The 18,444-nt window shown below is 39.0% G+C and carries 15 protein-coding genes; 13 read left to right on the forward strand and 2 right to left on the reverse strand.

Going from position 1 to position 18,444, the window contains the following annotated elements; translation table 11 throughout:
- Positions 1–4: 4 nt before the first annotated feature.
- Positions 5–133 carry an SCP2 sterol-binding domain-containing protein gene (locus MHH81_RS04360; protein WP_340925110.1) on the reverse strand — a complete coding sequence of 43 codons (129 nt, stop codon included), beginning with the start codon at positions 131–133 and terminating at the stop codon, positions 5–7.
- Positions 134–425: 292 nt separating this feature from the next.
- On the opposite strand from MHH81_RS04360, the gene MHH81_RS04365 reads away from it, so the two are divergent.
- The 13 genes from MHH81_RS04365 to MHH81_RS04425 all read left to right on the forward strand — a co-directional run bounded on the left by MHH81_RS04365 (position 426) and on the right by MHH81_RS04425 (position 17,271).
- Positions 426–1,166 (forward strand): C40 family peptidase, encoded by a 741-nt coding sequence (locus MHH81_RS04365; protein WP_340918322.1) that lies wholly within the window; start codon positions 426–428, stop codon positions 1,164–1,166.
- An 18-nt stretch (positions 1,167–1,184) separates the two neighbouring features.
- Entirely contained in the window at positions 1,185–2,873 is a 1,689-nt protein-coding gene (locus MHH81_RS04370) for a methyl-accepting chemotaxis protein (protein WP_340918324.1), read from the forward strand.
- 263 nt (positions 2,874–3,136) lie between these two features.
- Positions 3,137–3,568 (forward strand): hypothetical protein, encoded by a 432-nt coding sequence (locus MHH81_RS04375; RefSeq protein ID WP_340918330.1) that lies wholly within the window; start codon positions 3,137–3,139, stop codon positions 3,566–3,568.
- Positions 3,569–4,712: 1,144 nt separating this feature from the next.
- The gene (ilvD, locus tag MHH81_RS04380) at positions 4,713–6,380 is read left to right on the forward strand and encodes a dihydroxy-acid dehydratase (RefSeq protein WP_340918332.1); all 1,668 of its coding nucleotides are present in this window, start codon (positions 4,713–4,715) and stop codon (positions 6,378–6,380) included.
- A 589-nt stretch (positions 6,381–6,969) separates the two neighbouring features.
- Entirely contained in the window at positions 6,970–8,673 is a 1,704-nt protein-coding gene (gene ilvB / locus MHH81_RS04385; protein ID WP_340925112.1) for an acetolactate synthase large subunit, read from the forward strand.
- Entirely contained in the window at positions 8,670–9,182 is a 513-nt protein-coding gene (ilvN, locus tag MHH81_RS04390; RefSeq protein ID WP_340918335.1) for an acetolactate synthase small subunit, read from the forward strand. Before ilvB ends, ilvN begins: the two co-directional genes overlap by 4 nt.
- Before the next feature lie 35 nt (positions 9,183–9,217).
- A complete protein-coding gene (ilvC, locus tag MHH81_RS04395) occupies positions 9,218–10,252 on the forward strand; it encodes a ketol-acid reductoisomerase (protein ID WP_340918339.1) in 1,035 nt (344 codons plus the stop codon).
- On the forward strand, positions 10,239–11,780 hold the full coding sequence (locus tag MHH81_RS04400) for a 2-isopropylmalate synthase (RefSeq protein WP_340918342.1): 1,542 nt from the start codon (positions 10,239–10,241) through the stop codon (positions 11,778–11,780). The genes ilvC and MHH81_RS04400 overlap by 14 nt, the downstream gene beginning before the upstream one ends.
- Positions 11,781–11,799: 19 nt before the next feature.
- Entirely contained in the window at positions 11,800–12,900 is a 1,101-nt protein-coding gene (leuB, locus tag MHH81_RS04405) for a 3-isopropylmalate dehydrogenase (RefSeq protein WP_340918345.1), read from the forward strand.
- Between the two features lie 19 nt (positions 12,901–12,919).
- On the forward strand, positions 12,920–14,335 hold the full coding sequence (leuC, locus tag MHH81_RS04410) for a 3-isopropylmalate dehydratase large subunit (RefSeq protein ID WP_340918348.1): 1,416 nt from the start codon (positions 12,920–12,922) through the stop codon (positions 14,333–14,335).
- A 99-nt stretch (positions 14,336–14,434) separates the two neighbouring features.
- Positions 14,435–15,013: a 3-isopropylmalate dehydratase small subunit gene (gene leuD / locus MHH81_RS04415; RefSeq protein ID WP_340918350.1), complete on the forward strand. Its 579-nt coding sequence runs from the start codon at positions 14,435–14,437 to the stop codon at positions 15,011–15,013.
- 31 nt (positions 15,014–15,044) lie between these two features.
- The gene (locus tag MHH81_RS04420) at positions 15,045–16,058 is read left to right on the forward strand and encodes a threonine/serine dehydratase (RefSeq protein WP_340925114.1); all 1,014 of its coding nucleotides are present in this window, start codon (positions 15,045–15,047) and stop codon (positions 16,056–16,058) included.
- Positions 16,059–16,425: 367 nt separating this feature from the next.
- Positions 16,426–17,271: a VOC family protein gene (locus MHH81_RS04425; RefSeq protein WP_340918353.1), complete on the forward strand. Its 846-nt coding sequence runs from the start codon at positions 16,426–16,428 to the stop codon at positions 17,269–17,271.
- A gap of 272 nt (positions 17,272–17,543) precedes the next feature.
- On the opposite strand, the gene MHH81_RS04430 is transcribed toward MHH81_RS04425, so the two are convergent.
- Positions 17,544–18,335: an SDR family oxidoreductase gene (locus tag MHH81_RS04430; protein ID WP_340918355.1), complete on the reverse strand. Its 792-nt coding sequence runs from the start codon at positions 18,333–18,335 to the stop codon at positions 17,544–17,546.
- Positions 18,336–18,444: the final 109 nt, after the last annotated feature.

The raw sequence follows: 18,444 nt of genomic DNA on the forward strand, positions 1-18,444 counted from the left end.
GTTTTTAATATCTACTTCTCAAACATAACAAAAGCCCCTCCAACTTCAAAGTCAATCTCAAACTCCCATATACCTTTAGTTTTCCGATCATGAATGCAGAAGTGCTGTTTAGATCACCGGTAATGAGCTTTATAAAGTGAGAGAGCTGGAATTAATATCGAATGTTCTCGTTTTGGAAAGGGCATGAGTTCGAGTATATAGTTTCGATGAGATGCCAGATATCGATCATGTGGAGGTTTTCGATTTTTGGCATGTGAAATCTTCCTTTCTATTAAAAATGAATAATATTTAATTGCAATCATCACATATTTCGACTAAATATACGAAATTTATTTTCATTTGAATAAACTGTTAAAAAATGTCTTCAGATAATCAAAAATAAGTGATAAAATTAAGTTAAAAGTTATAGGGGGGAGATTTTAATTATGAGGAATAAAGTACTACTAATTACCATTATCCTTTTATTATTTGCATCGACAGCGAGTGCAAGCACTTTATATGAAGTGAAAAAAGGGGATTCTTTAACTAAAATTGCTAAGGTACATAAAGTGTCCGTTAATGATCTTAGAAGCTGGAATAAGCTTACGAAGGATAGTATTTATGTGAAACAAAAATTAATTGTACAAAAACCAAAAGCTGGTCAAGCTCCTCAAAATGTAGTAACTGTTAAGCCTGGGACTTCTGCTAAAACGGAAGTAAAAGTGCCATCAAGTGAAGTGAAGTCGGAACAAATTGTTAAACCTCCTACATTTATTAACGAAGCGAAAGAACTGTCTGTAAGTGGACAAGCTATCTACGTATTACTTCAAGATATTGCACCAAGAATGCAAAGTATTCCATATTTATATGGAGGGAATTCAATGGCTGGCTTTGATTGCAGCGGGTTTATTTATTTTGTTCATTCGCAAGCTGGTTTAAGTATTACCCGACAGAGTAGTGAAAGTTATTTTACACAAAGTGCAACTGTTACAAGTCCAGTAGTTGGGGATTTGGTGTTTTTTGAAAATACATATAAAGAAGGTATTTCCCATATGGGAATCTATCTAGGTAATAATGAATTTATTCATGCTGGATCTAAAGGAGTAGAGATAACAAGTTTAGATTCTTCTTATTGGAAAGAGCATTTTGTATCGTTTAAACGTTTTTACACGGTAAGTATGAATTAGAGAGTAGGGAGTTTTTTTATGAAATGGACGATCGGAAAAAAGATGTGGTTTGGGTTTTCTGCAATTCTATTATTATTAATCGTTGTTGCTGCTTCCACGATAGGGACAATGTTTAACAACAGTAAAGAATATAAATTTTTATTGGATGATCGCGCAGTGAAAGTGAATCTGGTAAATGAAATTGAGATTGCTCAGAAGGATATTACTCGAAGTTTATTTGATTACTTATTATTTAACACGGATGCTTCTCTAAAAAGTGTGAAGGAATATGAAGAAAAAACAAATAGTTTAACAACTGAGCTACACAGTAACCTATATTCTGCAGAAACATTAGAAATGATAGAGGAATTTGAAAGGAAAAGTGCAACTTTTACTACTAATAATGATGATATTATAGCTGCAAAACAGAAAAAAGACACGATGAACATAAATAGACTCACAGCCAAGTCTAAGTCTATCAATGCGGAAATGTTGAAAAACTTAGAAGAGATTGAGCAGTTTTTGCAGAATGATATGGATAAAACGAGAGCAGAGCTAACTCGTTTTGAGTCTAACGCTACCATGTTTGTCATTTTCTTATCGATTATAGGAGTTTTGGTTGGGATTATTTTGGCGTATTTCATTAGTAAAAGTATTTCCAAACCGATTCAAAAGGTTACTGCTGGTTTAGAGGAAATTTCTAAAGGTAACTTATTAGTAGATCCTATCACGATTAAAAATAAAGATGAAGTCGGTGTAATGGCAGTAGCCTTTAATAAAATGTCGAGTGATTTACAAAGAATTGTATCCAGTGTACGTGATTCATCTATGCAGCTTGCCGCAAATGCAGAGGAACTTTCTGCAAGCTCGGAGGAAAGTCTAGCTTCATCTCAAATGGTTGCGAGATCTGCTGAAGGACAAATGGTCGCAAGTGAACAACAAGTGAACCATTTAGAAACCTCTGTAAATTCAATGATGGAGTTACAGCAAGGTGTTGGACAAATTTCGATAAGTAATGAAGAAATGCTGCAAGCGACCGATGGAGTAAGAGTGCTTGTGACAAAAGGATCAACTGTTGTCTCAGATGTTGCTACGCAGATGGATACGATTCATTCGACGTTTAAAGAAACGACAGAAATAATGCAGGATATGGCGAAGCATTCGGATGCCATTCAGTCCATAACTGCACTTATTACAGATATCTCCGAACAAACCAATTTACTTGCTCTGAATGCAGCTATTGAAGCAGCTCGAGCAGGGGAATACGGTAAAGGCTTTGCTGTTGTAGCGGAAGAAGTGCGGAAGCTTGCGGAGCAATCGAAAAACTCTGCTTCTGAAATTGAATCAATGGTTCAACTGATCCAATCAGCTTCGGGTGATGCAGTTAAAGCAATTACAGTTGGTGGAGATAAAGTAGAAGAAGGTCTTTCAAAAACAACGGAGTCACTTCATGTATTTAATGAAATCGAATCAAGCGTAGGGGAAGTAGTATTAAAAGTGGAAACCGTTTCTGCTGCAATCGAGCAAATTCATGCAATGGCGGAATCTGTAACCGAAAGCGCACAACAAGTTCAAATTTTAGCAAGTAGCGCATCTGCCGGTGCAAGCGATACAAGTGCTGCTACAGAGGAACAATTAGCTGTAAATGAGGAAATCTCAACTAGCTCACAATCGTTAGCTAATCTAGCAGAAAAACTACAAAGTGAAGTAAGTCATTTTAAAATTTAATACATTATCGTTAACGCCCCCTATTCGTGATCTGTGAATAAGGGGCATTTTTAGGTGGACAGAGTTAATTGTAGGGAAAAGGCCTTATATTGCGAGTATGCACCGGAATGTTGCAGGTAAGGCTTTCTATATTGTGAGTAATCATAGTAATGTTGTGAAATACAAAACCCCACCTTTGATTCTAATGTTTTCTCTTAAAATTTCCTGAACTGGACACATTCTAGTGAAAAAAATATCGTATAATGTACCTAGGTGATGACGCTATGTATACATTCATTCTTTTTGCACATGTGATAAGTGCGATTCTTTCTATTGGACCTTTCTTTGTTCTTTTCCCTGTTTTAAATAGAATGAAAGAGAAAAATAGGGACGTGCTGGATTCGCACATAGAAGTTTTTCAAGCTGCGATCCGAATCGTAAAGCATGCAGGGCATGTATTAGTAACATCCGGAATCCTGTTGATGTGGCAAGGAAACTGGTCATGGTCTACATCGTGGGTAGTCATGACGATTGTTGTGATGATTAGTTCCATTGTGTTTCTTGCAAAAGCCTTTAAGCCAAAGATTAGACAATTCTATGCAGGCGAAATCGATTCATATGCACTTATTTTTATATTACGACGCTCTGTATGGAAATATATTTTCTTATTATTAATGATGCTCTGGTTTATGGTAGCAAAACCAAACTTATGGTAAAGACTCTTTCTCGAAAATGAGAAAGGGTTTTTTTGATAGATAAGAAAGTTTATGAAATTAGAATTCCACGAACCCAGTGTTCATGGTGTATTGAACGATATGAAACTCCAATACACTACATGGAAAGCAGAGTTATTAATCTGGTTGCAAGAACATGAAATAAGGGCCTTAAGAAAAGTAATTATCGCTGATAGCGTCCTTCCGTCGCCTTCCTGCAACTTTAGTAACTGGTTAGTGTTGTTTTGGATAACGAGAGAATAAATTCTTTCTTACTCTTGTTGAAGGGGACTGTCCAATAAGCCCATAAATTGAAGCAGGTTTATAAAAACGAGTCTTTTTCTACACCTGTTTTTTGTATACTTTTTATTAAAACTACTATTTTTTGTAGGCAATTGATTGTAGTGAAAGACGGCGACTCCAGCGGGAATAGCAAATGTTTTCTGCACCGAAAGCGAAGCGGCAGGTGCATGAGCTGAAGGCCCCGCAGGAGCGAAAGCGACGAGGAGACTGAAGCCATGCCCGCGGAAAGCGTCCGTCTGGAACGGAATCAATACATTGGAAAAGGGACCATCTCTCAGTCAATGTATGACTTTAGGGACAGCCCTTCTTTTACTGCTCAATAAGTTGGTTGCTAACTATCTTTCTGTCATAAGCTCTGCCTACAAGCATGAGAAATCTTTTATAATTGCTCCAAGTTGATTACATCACTTAAATAAGTCGCAGATGAATTTCCGATTCATCCTACTCCCCATATCTCTCCCATAAGAAAGACGCAATCAATGAAAATTTATTGGGTACTGCTACTAATTTTGAGAATTTACTGAGCAAGTCTCGAGTTACAATTTACATCTAAATAACCCCTTCAACCATTTACATCCAATCGTTAATTAATTTAATTTTTACAAAAAGTTCACAATTATTTTCATTACGTATGAAATGCGATATATCGCAGATGTAAGCGATTACAACAAAAGTGAATATTCAAAACTAACTGATAATTTTCGAAAAGGGTGTTGACGTCGCATTTTATAGGCGTTATGATATCAACAATATATTAAATATTGTGCGAAAATTCACAATCGAAAAATAGCAAAGATTCAAAGCTAAACGCGAGAAAAGCGGTAAGTATAGGAGCGGATTAAAATTGAGAAGTGACATGATTAAAAAAGGCGTCGATCGTGCCCCTCACCGTAGCTTGCTTTATGCTACAGGGGTTAAGACAAGAGATTTAGATAAACCGTTTATCGGTGTTTGTAACTCCTATATTGATATTATTCCAGGTCACATGCATTTAAATAAGTTTGCAGAGGTTGTAAAAGAAGCTATTCGTGAGGCTGGAGGAATTCCATTCGAATTCAACACAATTGGTGTAGATGATGGAATTGCAATGGGTCACATCGGAATGAGATATTCACTTCCGAGTCGTGAGCTTATCGCGGACTCAGCCGAAACAGTTATTAACGCACACTGGTTCGATGGGGTGTTTTACATTCCAAACTGTGACAAAATCACACCGGGGATGTTAATGGCGGCAGTAAGAACGAATGTCCCATCTGTTTTCGTATCAGGTGGACCGATGGAAGCTGGTGTATCAGCTGACGGGAAACAGCTTTCTCTAACTTCGGTTTTCGAAGGTGTTGGTTCTTATAAATCCGGTAACATGTCCGCAGAACAACTTCTTGATATTGAACAAAATGCATGTCCTACATGCGGTTCCTGTTCAGGAATGTTCACAGCGAACTCGATGAACTCTTTAATGGAAATGCTTGGTGTGACATTACCAGGTAACGGTACGATTGTTGCGACGTCAGACGAACGTCACCAACTTATTAAAGAAGCTGCTAAACATCTTGTACGTATGATTAAAGAAGATGTGAAGCCGAGAGATTTGATTACGAAAGAAACAATCGATGATGCTTTTGCGTTAGACATGGCAATGGGAGGTTCTACCAATACAGTACTTCACACATTAGCTATTGCGCATGAAGCGGAAATTGACTATAACGTTAGAGAAATAAATGAAGTGGCAAAACGTATTCCTTATTTATCGAAAATTATGCCAGCATCTGATTACTCCATGCATGATGTACATCTAGCGGGAGGAGTTAGTGCCATTATAAAAGAGCTTTGCGAGATTCCAGGAGCTGTTCACCCGGATCGTATGACGATTACAGGTAAGACGCTCTATGAAAATGTAAAAGAGTCAGAGATTAAAAATGATCAAGTCATACGCCGAAAAGAAAACCCATATAGTCCTGTAGGTGGTTTGTCCGTTTTATTCGGGAATATTGCTCCTGAAGGAGGGGTAATCAAGGTTGGTGCTGTGGATCCTTCGATTAAAGAGTTTACTGGGAAAGCAATTGTGTTTGAATCACAAGAAGCTTCTCAAGAAGCAATTGATAACGGTACAGTTCAAGAAGGTCATGTAGTTGTTATTCGCTACGAAGGGCCAAAGGGTGGACCAGGGATGCCAGAAATGCTTGCTCCGACATCAGCGATTCAAGGTCGCGGTTTAGGAACGAAAGTGGCACTCATTACAGATGGACGATTCTCCGGCGCATCTAGAGGGATTTCCATTGGACATATTTCTCCAGAAGCGGCAGATGGTGGACCGATTGCATTAATAGAAAATGATGACATTATCGCTATTGATTTAACTAATAGAACAATAGAATTACTCGTAAGTGATGAAGAATTAGCTGCAAGAAAAGCAAACTTACAACCCTTTGAACCCAAAATTAAAAAAGGTTATTTAGCAAGATATTCGAAGTTAGTAACATCTGCAAGCACTGGTGGAGTTATGAAAATCTAACTTTATTCAGCAAAGCTGAATAAAGTTGCCCCCGGCGGATGTCACGGATTTTGTAAAGGAGTTCATCGAACATGTTCGATGCACTGTTTTCTGCGACGAGCTTTACGCAGGAGCAAAATCTGGACACAAATACGCCAAGGCGAATTTGATTAATATTTAAATCTATGATGAGGCAAAAGTTAAAGGAAATTTGTATTTACAGAGAGCTGGTGTAGCTGGGAGCCGGCAATACAACCTTTAGCGACATCCCCTCGGAGTGAAGTGTTGAACGGGAAACCTATTAGATACTTCCGGGTGTAGTAACTGACTACTCTCGTTATAAATGGATGGCTGGCGTTCGTCGGTTGTCTGCGAGGTGGCGGTTGCGCTGCGAACTAGGGTGGTACCATGAAAAGAATTTCATCCCTATACAAAAGAACGATGGTTTCTTTGTGTGGGAAGAAGTTCTTTTCTTTTTTTATAAAACAAGGTGTTGTCTAGACTTCAGCACCTGTCGCTTTTCTTTAAAACTGGACGATTTGAACAAAAGGAGGAAATTATGATGAAGTTGAGTGTAGAAGAAGCAGAACAAACCTATGAAGATACTGAAATGCCCGCTGCTCCCAAGCAACTAGTCGGAGCGGATGTTTTAATCGAAACACTGAAAAAGCATCAAGTGGAAGTAGTATTTGGTTATCCAGGTGGGGCGGTTTTACCGATTTATGATGCATTATACAAAAATCCAATTAAGCATATCTTAGCCCGTCACGAACAAGGTGCAATTCATGCAGCAGAAGGTTATGCAAGAGTTTCAGGGAAAGTTGGAGTGGTTATCGCTACTTCAGGACCTGGAGCAACGAACTTAGTAACAGGAATTGCCGATGCCATGATGGATTCCATTCCACTGGTTGTATTAACGGGGCAAGTTGCTACTACTGTTATTGGAACGGATGCTTTTCAAGAAGCGGATATTATCGGTATTACGCAACCAATTACGAAACATAATTATCAAATCAAAGATATCGCTGATTTACCAAGAATTATTAACGAAGCTTTTCATATTGCTTCCACAGGTCGTCCAGGACCAGTCGTCGTAGATATTCCAAAAAATATGGCAACAGGCATGTTTGTTTCAACAGCTGATATCGATCAGGAAGTGAATCTTCCAGGATATCAACCAACGACAACGCCGAACTTTTTACAAATTCAAAAAGCGGCTCAAGCTATTTCTACTGCCAAACAACCATTGATCTTAGCTGGTGCAGGTGTATTATTCGCAAAAGCATCAGATCAATTAGCAGCATTTGCAGAGAAATATCAAATTCCTGTCACAAACACACTTCTAGGACTCGGAAGTATAGAAGGGGATCATGAACTATTCTTAGGGATGGCAGGAATGCATGGTACGTATACAGCGAATATGGCGATTCAAACTTGTGACTTACTAATCAATGTTGGAGCTAGATTTGATGACCGCTTAACAGGAAATTTAAATTACTTTGCTCCGAATGCAAAAGTAGTTCATATCGATATAGATCCTGCAGAAATCGGAAAAAATGTTCCAACTGAAATTCCAATTGTGGCAGATGCAAAGGAAGCGTTAGAAGCTTTACTAGTACAGGATGTACCTAATGGAAACACAGTAGCTTGGTTAGAGAGTTTATATGTTTCGAAGGTACAATATCCATTCCATTACCAAGCAAGTGAAGAAAGAGGTCTTCTTCCACAGCAAGTTCTAGAGCTTGTGCACGAGTATACAAATGGAGATGCCGTTGTGACTACTGACGTTGGACAACATCAAATGTGGACAGCACAGTATTATAAATTCAATCATCCACATAACTGGGTAACTTCTGGTGGACTCGGCACGATGGGATTTGGTTTCCCGGCAGCAATTGGTGCACAGCTTGCAAAACCAGAAGCTAAAGTAGTTTCTATCGTTGGGGATGCAGGTTTCCAAATGACACTTCAGGAATTATCTCTATTACAAGAGATGCGTATTCCGGTCAAAATAATCATTTTGAACAATCAAGCACTTGGAATGGTTCGCCAGTGGCAAGAAACATTCCACGGAGAGCGTTTCTCTCAATCATTGATTCCGGTACAGCCAGATTTCGTCAAACTAGCAGAAGCCTACGATATTAAAGGCTACAAAATCGAAACATATGAAGATGCGAAGGTGCAATTAAAAGAAGCGTTAGCATCGAATGAGCCAGTTTTAATTGATTGCCGAGTGGTTCAAAAAGAAAGTGTCTATCCAATGGTTGCTCCAGGTAAAGGACTACACGAAATGATTGGAGTGAAGCCAGAATGAAAAGAATCATAACGGTAACCGTGATGAATCAAAGCGGCGTATTAAACCGCGTAACTGGCCTTCTCATGAAGCGTCAATTCAATATTGAAAGCATTACAGTAGGGCATACAGAACAAACGCAAATATCTAAAATGACGTTTGTCGTGAATGTTGCGGATGAACAAAAGCTGGAGCAGCTATTAAAACAGCTCCAAAAACAAGTAGATGTTTTAAAAGTAAATGATATTACCGAAAAATCGATTGTCGTACGTGAGTTGGCGCTCGTGAAAGTTGTGTCGCCACCAGCTGTGAGAGCGGAAATCAATAGTATTGTAGAACCTTTCCGAGCTGCTACCATAGACACTGGTAAAAATGTTGTTACTTTCCAAGTGGCAGGTAATCCTGAAAAAATCGATGCATTTATTGATTTGCTCAAGCCATATGGCATTAAAGAGCTTACAAGAACTGGTGTCACGGCATTTGTTCGTGAAACACAGAAAGCAATTACACCACAGTTATCCATTTTATAAAAATATAAAAACCCAAATTCGAGGAGGAAATAACAATGGCTAAAATGTATTATAACGGAGAAATCAACGAAGGAATCTTAACAGAAAAAACAATCGCGGTAATCGGATACGGTTCACAAGGTCACGCTCATGCTCAAAACTTGAAGGATTCAGGCTTTAACGTAATTGTAGGTATTCGTGCAGGTAAATCGTTTGATCAAGCTAAAGAAGATGGATTAGACGTTTATTCCGTGAAAGAAGCTGCTGAAAAAGCAGAAGTTATCATGATTTTATTACCAGACGAAAGACAAAAAGCTGTATATGAAGCTGAAATTGAACCAGCTTTGACTGCAGGGAAATCATTAGTATTTGCACACGGATTTAACATTCATTTCGATCAAATCGTTCCTCCAACAGACGTAGATGTATTCTTAGTAGCACCTAAAGGTCCTGGACATTTAGTACGTAGAACATATGAAGCAGGCGCAGGAGTACCAGGTTTATTTGCAGTTTACCAAGATGCAACTGGTCAAGCAAAAGATTTAGCTTTAGCTTATGCAAAAGGTATCGGTGCTGCTCGTGCAGGTGTTCTAGAAACAACTTTCAAAGAAGAAACAGAAACTGATCTATTCGGAGAACAAGCAGTACTTTGTGGTAGTACAACTGCCATCGTAAAAGCTGGTTTCGAAACTTTAGTAGAGGCTGGATACCAACCAGAACTTGCATATTTTGAAACGTTACACGAATTAAAACTAATCGTTGACTTAATGTACGAAGGAGGAATGGCGACAATGCGTTCTTCTATCTCGGATACAGCTGAGTGGGGAGATTTCGTTTCAGGTCCACGCATTATTGACTCATCAGTAAAAGATCGTATGAAAGACGTATTAACGGACATTCAAGACGGTACATTTGCAAGAGAATGGATTAAAGAAAACGAAACAGATCGTCCAAAATACAATGCAATCAAAAAAGCAGAATCTGAACATCAAATCGAAGTGGTTGGTGCAAAACTTCGTGAAATGATGCCATTCATTAATGAAGGGAAAAAACAAGTTAAGAAAGAAGTGGTGACGAGTGCGCAAAATTGATATTTTCGACACAACGCTTCGTGATGGAGAGCAATCTGCAGGAATTAACCTAAACACGCAAGAAAAGCTAGAAATTGCTCGTCAGCTTGAAAAGTACGGAGTTTCCATAATTGAAGCAGGATTTCCTGCTTCTTCTCCTGGAGACTTTCAAGCGGTCAAACAAATTGCTGACACAGTGAAAAACTCGATTGTTACAGGTTTAGCTCGTGCAATTAAAAGTGATATCGAAACTTCTTGGGATGCTTTAAAAGGTGGGGTGCAGCCGCATCTTCACACCTTTATCGCAACATCGCCCATCCATATGCAATATAAGCTAAATAAAACACCGGAACAAGTAATTGAAATTGCAGTGGAATCGGTGAAACTAGCTCGAAAATATTTCCCACTCGTCCAATGGTCAGCAGAGGATGCAACCCGTTCGGACAAAGATTTTCTCGTTCGTATTATGAATGAAGTGATTAAAGCTGGAGCAACAACGATTAATATCCCAGATACAGTGGGTTATGCTACTCCAATTGAATACGGTGCTTTATTCAAATACTTAGGTGAAAACGTGACGGGTATTGAAAAAGTGAAACTTTCTGCTCACTGTCATGATGACTTAGGATTAGCAACAGCAAATACGCTTGCAGCAATTGAAAATGGTGCGAGACAAGTAGAGGGTACGATCAATGGTATTGGTGAGCGTGCAGGAAATGTAGCATTAGAAGAGATTGCAGTAGCCCTTCATATTCGAAATGATTATTACCAAGCGGAATCCGGTATTGTGTTAAAAGAAACGAAACGTACGAGTCAGCTTGTAAGCAAGTTAACAGGAGTTGTGATTCAACCAAACAAAGCAGTGGTTGGTAAAAATGCTTTCGCACATGAATCTGGCATTCATCAAGATGGGATGTTAAAAAACCCTGAAACGTATGAAATTATCACACCTGAATTAATTGGTGATGTAGTGACAGAGCTAGTCCTTGGAAAACATTCTGGTCGACATGCATTCTTTGATCGTGCAGCACAAATGGGCTTCCAATTAAGTGAGGAAAAATTAAATGCAGCATTTGTAGCATTTAAAAAGCTTGCCGATCGTAAGAAAGAAATTACCGACGAAGATTTATTTGCTTTATTGACAGATCAGCAAGTAAATAGTGCAGAGGTAGAAGTATATGAACTAGAAGAATTAGTCATTCATTATGAAAATAATGTACCAACATCGACCATCACAGTAAAAGCACCATCTGGTGAAAGTGTAGTGGAAACTTGTGCTGGTTCAGGAGCAGTAGAATCTATCTTTAATACACTTGAAAAGCTTGTACAAGGCGAAGTTCGTATTTTAGATTACCGAGTTTCTTCTATATCAAAAGGCCGCGATGCATTAGGAGAGGCTGTTATTAACTTAGCATACAATGGCGTGACTTCTTCGGGTCGTAATGCTTCACAAGATGTTTTAAAAGCATCTGCTAGAGCTTATATTAATGCGATTAATCGTCAATTAATGACAGCTCATTATAAGGAACAAGTACTAGTTAATCAATAATTAAACGGGAGTGAATGAGATGGAAAAAACGATTACGGTATTACCCGGAGATGGAATTGGTCCGGAAGTAACGGATGCTGCTGTAAAGGTACTTCAAACAATTGCAAAACGATATAATCATACGTTTAATCTGCAATATGCTTTGATTGGTGGAGCTGCGATCGATGCTTATGAAAATCCACTTCCAGAAGAAACAATAAACGCGTGTAGTAAAAGTGATGCCATTCTCTTAGGCGCAGTTGGCGGGCCAAAATGGGATCAAAATCCATCTCATTTACGCCCAGAAAAAGGGTTGCTAACTATTCGTAAACATTTTGGACTGTATGCAAATATTCGTCCTGTTAAAGCTATCCCTGCATTACTAGAGGCTTCTCCTCTTAAAAAGGAAGTGGCGGAAAGTGTGGATTTGGTAATCGTTCGTGAACTTACAGGAGGACTTTATTTCAGCGAACCACGTGAGAAAACGAAGGATCATGCATTAGACACACTTATTTATACGAGAACTGAAATTGAACGTATTGTCGATACAGCTTTCCAGATTGCGGGAAGTCGCAGAGGAAAACTGGCTTCTGTTGATAAAGCGAATGTATTAGACACAAGTAAATTATGGCGTGAAATCGTAGAAGAGAAAAAACATGCTTATCCAGACGTAGAAGTAGAGCATATGCTTGTTGATTCTACTGCGATGAAATTGATTACAAAACCTGGTGCATTTGATGTTATCGTAACGGAAAATATGTTTGGCGATATTTTAAGTGATGAAGCTTCTGTCATCACTGGTTCACTAGGAATGTTACCATCTGCAAGTACTCGCGAAGATGGCTTCGGATTATATGAACCTGTCCACGGTTCTGCTCCTGATATTGCAGGTCAAAACAAAGCAAATCCAGCAGCAACTATTCTTTCGGTTGCTATGATGCTACGTGAAGCCTTCCAATTGGAAACAGAAGCAGCAGCGGTAGAAGCGGCGATATTTAATGTATTAAATGATGGTCATTTCACAGGTGATTTACAAGTAGAAGGAAAACCAGCTCTATCTACAACGGAATGGACAACAAAAGTATTAGAAGAGTTAGACTCAGAATTTGTATCTGATAGCATTATGTTTTCTTATGTCTAACCAAAAGGAGAGGGACTAAATGGCAAAAACGATTATTGAGAAAATTTGGGATGAACATATTGTATACGAGGAAGAAGGTAAACCAGACCTTCTCTATATCGATCTTCACTTGCTTCATGAAGTAACATCTCCTCAGGCTTTTGAAGGGTTACGACTAAATAATCGTAAGGTTCGTCGTCCGGATCTTTGCTATGCAACAATGGACCATAACGTACCAACTCGCAATAGAGAACAGATTAAAGATGTGATTGCACGTAAACAAATCAGCACGCTTCAAGAAAACTGTGAAGAATTTGGTGTTCCACTTGCGAATATGGACCATCCAGATCAAGGGATTGTACATATAATCGGACCAGAACTTGGCCTAACTCAACCTGGAAAAACAATTGTGTGTGGAGATAGTCACACATCTACTCACGGTGCGTTCGGTGCAATCGCTTTTGGTATCGGAACAAGTGAAGTGGAACATGTTCTTTCCACTCAAACGCTATGGCAAGCTAAACCGAAAACAATGGAAATCAAAGTAACTGGTGAACTTGGTTACGGTGTAGCAGCAAAAGATATTATTTTGGCGATCATTTCAAAATTCGGTATTGATATGGGAACCGGATATATTGTGGAATATACGGGAGAAGCTATTCGGAAGTTGACGATGGAAGAGCGTATGACCATTTGTAATATGTCGATCGAAGCAGGAGCTCGTGCTGGTTTAATTAGTCCAGATGAAACGACGGTTGAATTCCTAAGAGGTCGTGAGCATGTTCCGAAGGGAGTAAATTTTGAACAAGAAGCAGCTCGTTGGTTAGCGTTAGCGTCAGACGAAGGTGCAACTTACGATAAAACAGTGGAAATTTCCACTGACGAAATCGAACCGTTTGTTACATGGGGTACAAATCCTTCGATGGGTTCTGGGGTTTCACAAAACATTCCTTATACTTCAGATTTCACTGAAACAAGCGATCAACAAGCGCATGAAAAAGCACTAGCGTATATGGGTCTAGAAGAAGGCATGGCTTTAGTAGATATTCAAATTAGCAATGTATTTATTGGTTCTTGTACGAACGCACGTCTAAGCGATTTACGAACAGCTGCAAGCGTTGTAGAAGGTTGCAAAGTGCATCCAAATGTAAAAGCAATCGTCGTTCCAGGATCTAAAACCGTGAAAAAACAAGCAGAACAAGAAGGTTTAGACAAAGTATTCCTTGATGCAGGATTTGAATGGCGCGAATCTGGTTGCAGTATGTGCCTAGCGATGAATGATGATATTGTACCAGCGGGCGAACATTGTGCATCTACATCCAACCGTAACTTCGAAGGTCGTCAAGGTGCAGGATCTAGAACACATCTTATGAGCCCAGCAATGGCAGCAGCTGCAGCAATTGAAGGTCATATTGTAGATATTCGCAAATTTCAACTTTATCTGGCAGGAGTTTAAACTCTTGCTGATTAGAGGAACTCTGGCTAAGATCGCCGCGTCTGAACGCAATTACTCCAAGGCGAAATTGATTTAGTGAATGCATAAGGAGGAAAACCCGTGGAGCCTATTAATGAAATCAAAAGTGTCATTACACCGTTAAATCAAAAAAATGTTGATACTGACCAAATTATTTCAAAAGAATTTCTGAAAAGAATCGAGCGTACAGGGTTCGGTAAATACTTGTTTTATCACTGGCGCTTTGATACAGAAGGAAATTCAATAAAAGATTTCATCTTAAATGACGAACGATTTAAAGATTCTACTATATTAGTAGCACATGAGAACTTCGGTTGTGGATCGTCTCGTGAGCATGCACCTTGGTCGATTTTAGACTATGGTTTCCGCGTAGTCATTGCACCAAGTTTCGCAGATATTTTCTATAATAATTGCATGAAAAATGGGATTCTTCCTATTAAATTGTCCGTAGAAGAAGTAGAAGCGATTCTTAGCAAAGAAGTATATAATGTGGCAGTTAATTTAGAGGAACAAAAAGTGAGCGGTGAGGACGGAGTAGTTTATTCGTTCGACATTGACCCGTACCAAAAGAAAATGCTTCTTAATGGATGGGATGAGATTTCACTGACATTCCAATACGAAGAACATATTAAAGCGTACGAAGAAAAAGTGAAACTGTAATCAAAGACATCACCCATATGCTTTACAAAAAATTAGTGAATTAGGAGATGGTTTTGTTGGGAATTCATACGACACTGTAGGTTTATACCGAGCATCGGAAAAAGTAGCGGAGTTCGTTCATCGTACACCATGTAAAAAGTCGTCTACCATTAATGAACTCTGTGGAAAGATAGTATTTCTGAAAATGGAGAACTTGCAAAAAACGGGTTCATTTAAAATTAGAGGTGCAATGAATAAAGTTTCACAGCTAACCGAAGCAGAATGCGCAAAAGGCTTAATCGCGGCTTCTGCAGGGAACCACGCACAAGGTGTCGCTTACGCAGGAAAAGCCCGCAATGTGCCCGTCACCATTTATATGCCAATCGGGACACCTGCTGCTAAAGTGAACGCAACAAAAGGCTACGGAGCAACGGTCAAACTTGTTGGACAGAATTTTGATGAAGCATATGTTGCTGCTAGAGAAGAGCAACTTCGTACAGGAGCAACATTCATTCATCCATTCGACGACTTAGCCGTAATCGAAGGCCAGGCAACCGTTGCGATGGAAATGATACAGCAACGGCCGGAGATTGACACGATTATCGTGCCAGCCGGTGGAGGAGGACTTCTTGCGGGTACTTTACTTGCAGTGAAATCCATTCGTCCAGATATCCGAGTAATTGGCGTTCAATCCATTAACTCAGCGGCGATTGCGATTGCTTATAAAGGAAAGAACGATGGATTGGTTCCATTTCAAGGTAAGACGATTGCGGAAGGCATTAACGTGAAAATCCCAGGAAAGCTGACGATGAACATTATTCATTCCTTCGTGGACGACATCATCACAGTGACAGAGCAAGAAATTGCTTCGGCAATTATCTTTATGCTCGAACGAGAAAAAACACTTATTGAAGGTGCAGGAGCTGCCGCAGTAGCAGCAGTGTTGAATAATCGCATTCCATCCACCTCCGAAAACGTAGGTATTATCGTAAGCGGAGGCAATTTCGACGTTGGCAAACTATCGGAATGCCAACAAATGTCTATCCAAGTTCCATTAGCAAAATAAATTAAGTATGGACCACTAGTCGATGAAGGCTAGTGGTTTATTTTGCGTGGAGAATAAGCGATGAAGTGATTGGAACAGGTGTGTACTGGGAATGTTGCGAATAATGGCCAGAACATTGCGTGTAAGGAGTGCAATATTGCGAGTAACAGAGTTTATATTGCGAGTAAATGGTTCGATCTTGCGTATGCCTCTATATATTGCGAGTACCAGGTACTATATTGTGCGTAATGGGTACAATAATAGAAGTATGCCTCTGCTCATGACATTTCATCAGATTAATTTGCAAATTAGTTACTTGACTTTATTAGGTAACTAAAATACAATAACTTACTATAAGTAACTGATAAAAAAATTGGAGGAATAATAAATGAAATATCAAAATAAACCATATACTTTCGTGGAATTAGTAGAATTAAAAGTATCGGATTTAGAACGTTCTCTTAGCTATTATCAGGAGATAATCGGATTTAAAGTACTTGAAAAGAAAGACAACAAAGTATTTTTGACTGCTGACGGAAAAACAGCATTATTATCTTTAGAGCAACCAGCAAATGGTAAGACTAAGCCACAAAACACAACAGGCTTGTACCACTTTGCACTTCTATTACCAAGTCGTGCAGATTTAGGTGCTGTATTAAAGCATTTCATCGAAATTAATGCGCGCGTTGGAGCAGGAGATCATTTAGTAAGTGAAGCATTATATTTAAATGATCCAGATGGGAACGGCATCGAAATTTATAGTGACCGTCCAGATACAGAATGGAAATGGAATGGTGAGTTTGTTGCAATGGATACGCTTCAAATCGATGCACAAAGCATTTTGGCAGAAGGTGCAAGTACTAAATGGGTTGGCTTACCAGAAGGAACTGTAATGGGACATATTCATTTACAAGTTGCTGATTTAGCAGCTACAGAGAAATTTTATAATTTATTAGGATTTGAAGTTGTCACTCCATATCCAGGTGCTTTATTCATGGCAACGGGTAAATATCACCACCATATCGGATTGAACACATGGGCTGGAGTAGGAGCAAAACCAGCTGGGGAAAACTCTTTGGGTCTTGAAGCATTTAATTTAGTATATCCAAACAATGAAGTACTAAATACTGCACTCGAAAACCTGAAAACAAACAATGCATCTGTAGTAGAAGAAAATGGTATCTACATCACAAAAGATCCATCTCAAAATAAAATCAAATTAATCGTAAAATAAATGAAATGACTCCGAGCAATCGGAGTCATTTTTTGTATTAAAATTTACAAATAATGTCTAAACGAGACCAATTCCACCAAACCGAGACCAAATCGCCAAATTCGAGACCAATTTCACCCAAACCGAGACCAAATCGCCAAATTCGAGACCAATTTCACCCAAACCGAGACCAACTTCTCCTCAACCGAGACTTACTTCCCCAAACCAAGATCAATTCGCAAAATCGGCATCAAAAAAACTGGAAACCCAAAGTTCCCAGTCTTCTCCCTCTATTATAAGGCCTTCAACATACCGCCATCGACTACTAAGTTTTGGCCAGTCATATACGTGTTAGCTTCCGAGCACAAAAATGCAATAATATTCGCAAATTCAGCAGGCTCACCATAACGTCCAGCTGGAATCATTTGCTTATTTCCAGCTTGAATTTCGTTAATCGACACGTTTTTCTTTACAGCTGCAATTTGATCAAGCTCTGTAATACGATCCGTCTGAATTCGACCTGGTCCGACAGTATTTATTAGTATGTTATTAACTGCATACTCGCGAGCAATACTTTTTGAAAGTCCAACCATCCCTAAACGGAATGTATTCGACAAAATAAGGCCATCTATTACTTCTTTTGTAGAAGAAGAGGAAATGTTGACGATTCTCCCAAAATTTTGTTCTTTCATGTAAGGGAGTGCTAAACGAATCGTACGAATATAGCTTAATAGATTTTTCTCGAATGCGGTGTACCAATCTTCGTCTGTTACCTGTGAAAAGCCTCCAGGACTAGGCCCGCCAGCGTTATTTACTAAAATATCGACACCACCTAGTAACGCGCTTGCTGTCTCAAATAGACGATTAATGTCGTCTTCCTTAGTAACATCGCATACTACATAATAGACTTCTTGATTGTTGCTCACTGCTTTTATTTCTTCAGCGGTTGTTTTCAGTTCTTCCTCATTTCGACTCGATAGGAGGATTTTTGCGCCTTCCATAGCAAATTGGAGAGCTGTTGCTTTTCCTAGACCCTTGCTTGAGGCAGTCACAATGACACGTTTATTTTGAAGTCCTAAATTCATTTTTAACTTCCTTTCAATTATGTGATAGTTTCATATTACATTGAATTTTCTGATTTGTAATTGTAAAGTTCATGTAAAGTTTCTGAAAATCCATTCTTTCCTCTTGTTT

This window comes from Psychrobacillus sp. FSL H8-0484, assembly GCF_038005325.1.
Taxonomy (GTDB): Bacteria; Bacillota; Bacilli; order Bacillales_A; family Planococcaceae; genus Psychrobacillus.

What these genes read in the sequence shown, in the direction of transcription:
- ilvC (WP_340918339.1), top strand. Translation starts at nt 9,218, where the DNA reads ATGGCTAAAATGTATTATAACGGAGAAATCAACGAAGGAATCTTAACA.
- leuC (WP_340918348.1), top strand. Translation starts at nt 12,920, where the DNA reads ATGGCAAAAACGATTATTGAGAAAATTTGGGATGAACATATTGTATAC.
- ilvB (WP_340925112.1), top strand. Translation starts at nt 6,970, where the DNA reads ATGCCCGCTGCTCCCAAGCAACTAGTCGGAGCGGATGTTTTAATCGAA.
- leuB (WP_340918345.1), top strand. Translation starts at nt 11,800, where the DNA reads ATGGAAAAAACGATTACGGTATTACCCGGAGATGGAATTGGTCCGGAA.
- MHH81_RS04430 (WP_340918355.1), bottom strand. Translation starts at nt 18,335, where the DNA reads ATGAATTTAGGACTTCAAAATAAACGTGTCATTGTGACTGCCTCAAGC.
- MHH81_RS04425 (WP_340918353.1), top strand. Translation starts at nt 16,426, where the DNA reads ATGAAATATCAAAATAAACCATATACTTTCGTGGAATTAGTAGAATTA.
- MHH81_RS04375 (WP_340918330.1), top strand. Translation starts at nt 3,137, where the DNA reads ATGTATACATTCATTCTTTTTGCACATGTGATAAGTGCGATTCTTTCT.
- MHH81_RS04370 (WP_340918324.1), top strand. Translation starts at nt 1,185, where the DNA reads ATGAAATGGACGATCGGAAAAAAGATGTGGTTTGGGTTTTCTGCAATT.
- ilvN (WP_340918335.1), top strand. Translation starts at nt 8,670, where the DNA reads ATGAAAAGAATCATAACGGTAACCGTGATGAATCAAAGCGGCGTATTA.
- MHH81_RS04365 (WP_340918322.1), top strand. Translation starts at nt 426, where the DNA reads ATGAGGAATAAAGTACTACTAATTACCATTATCCTTTTATTATTTGCA.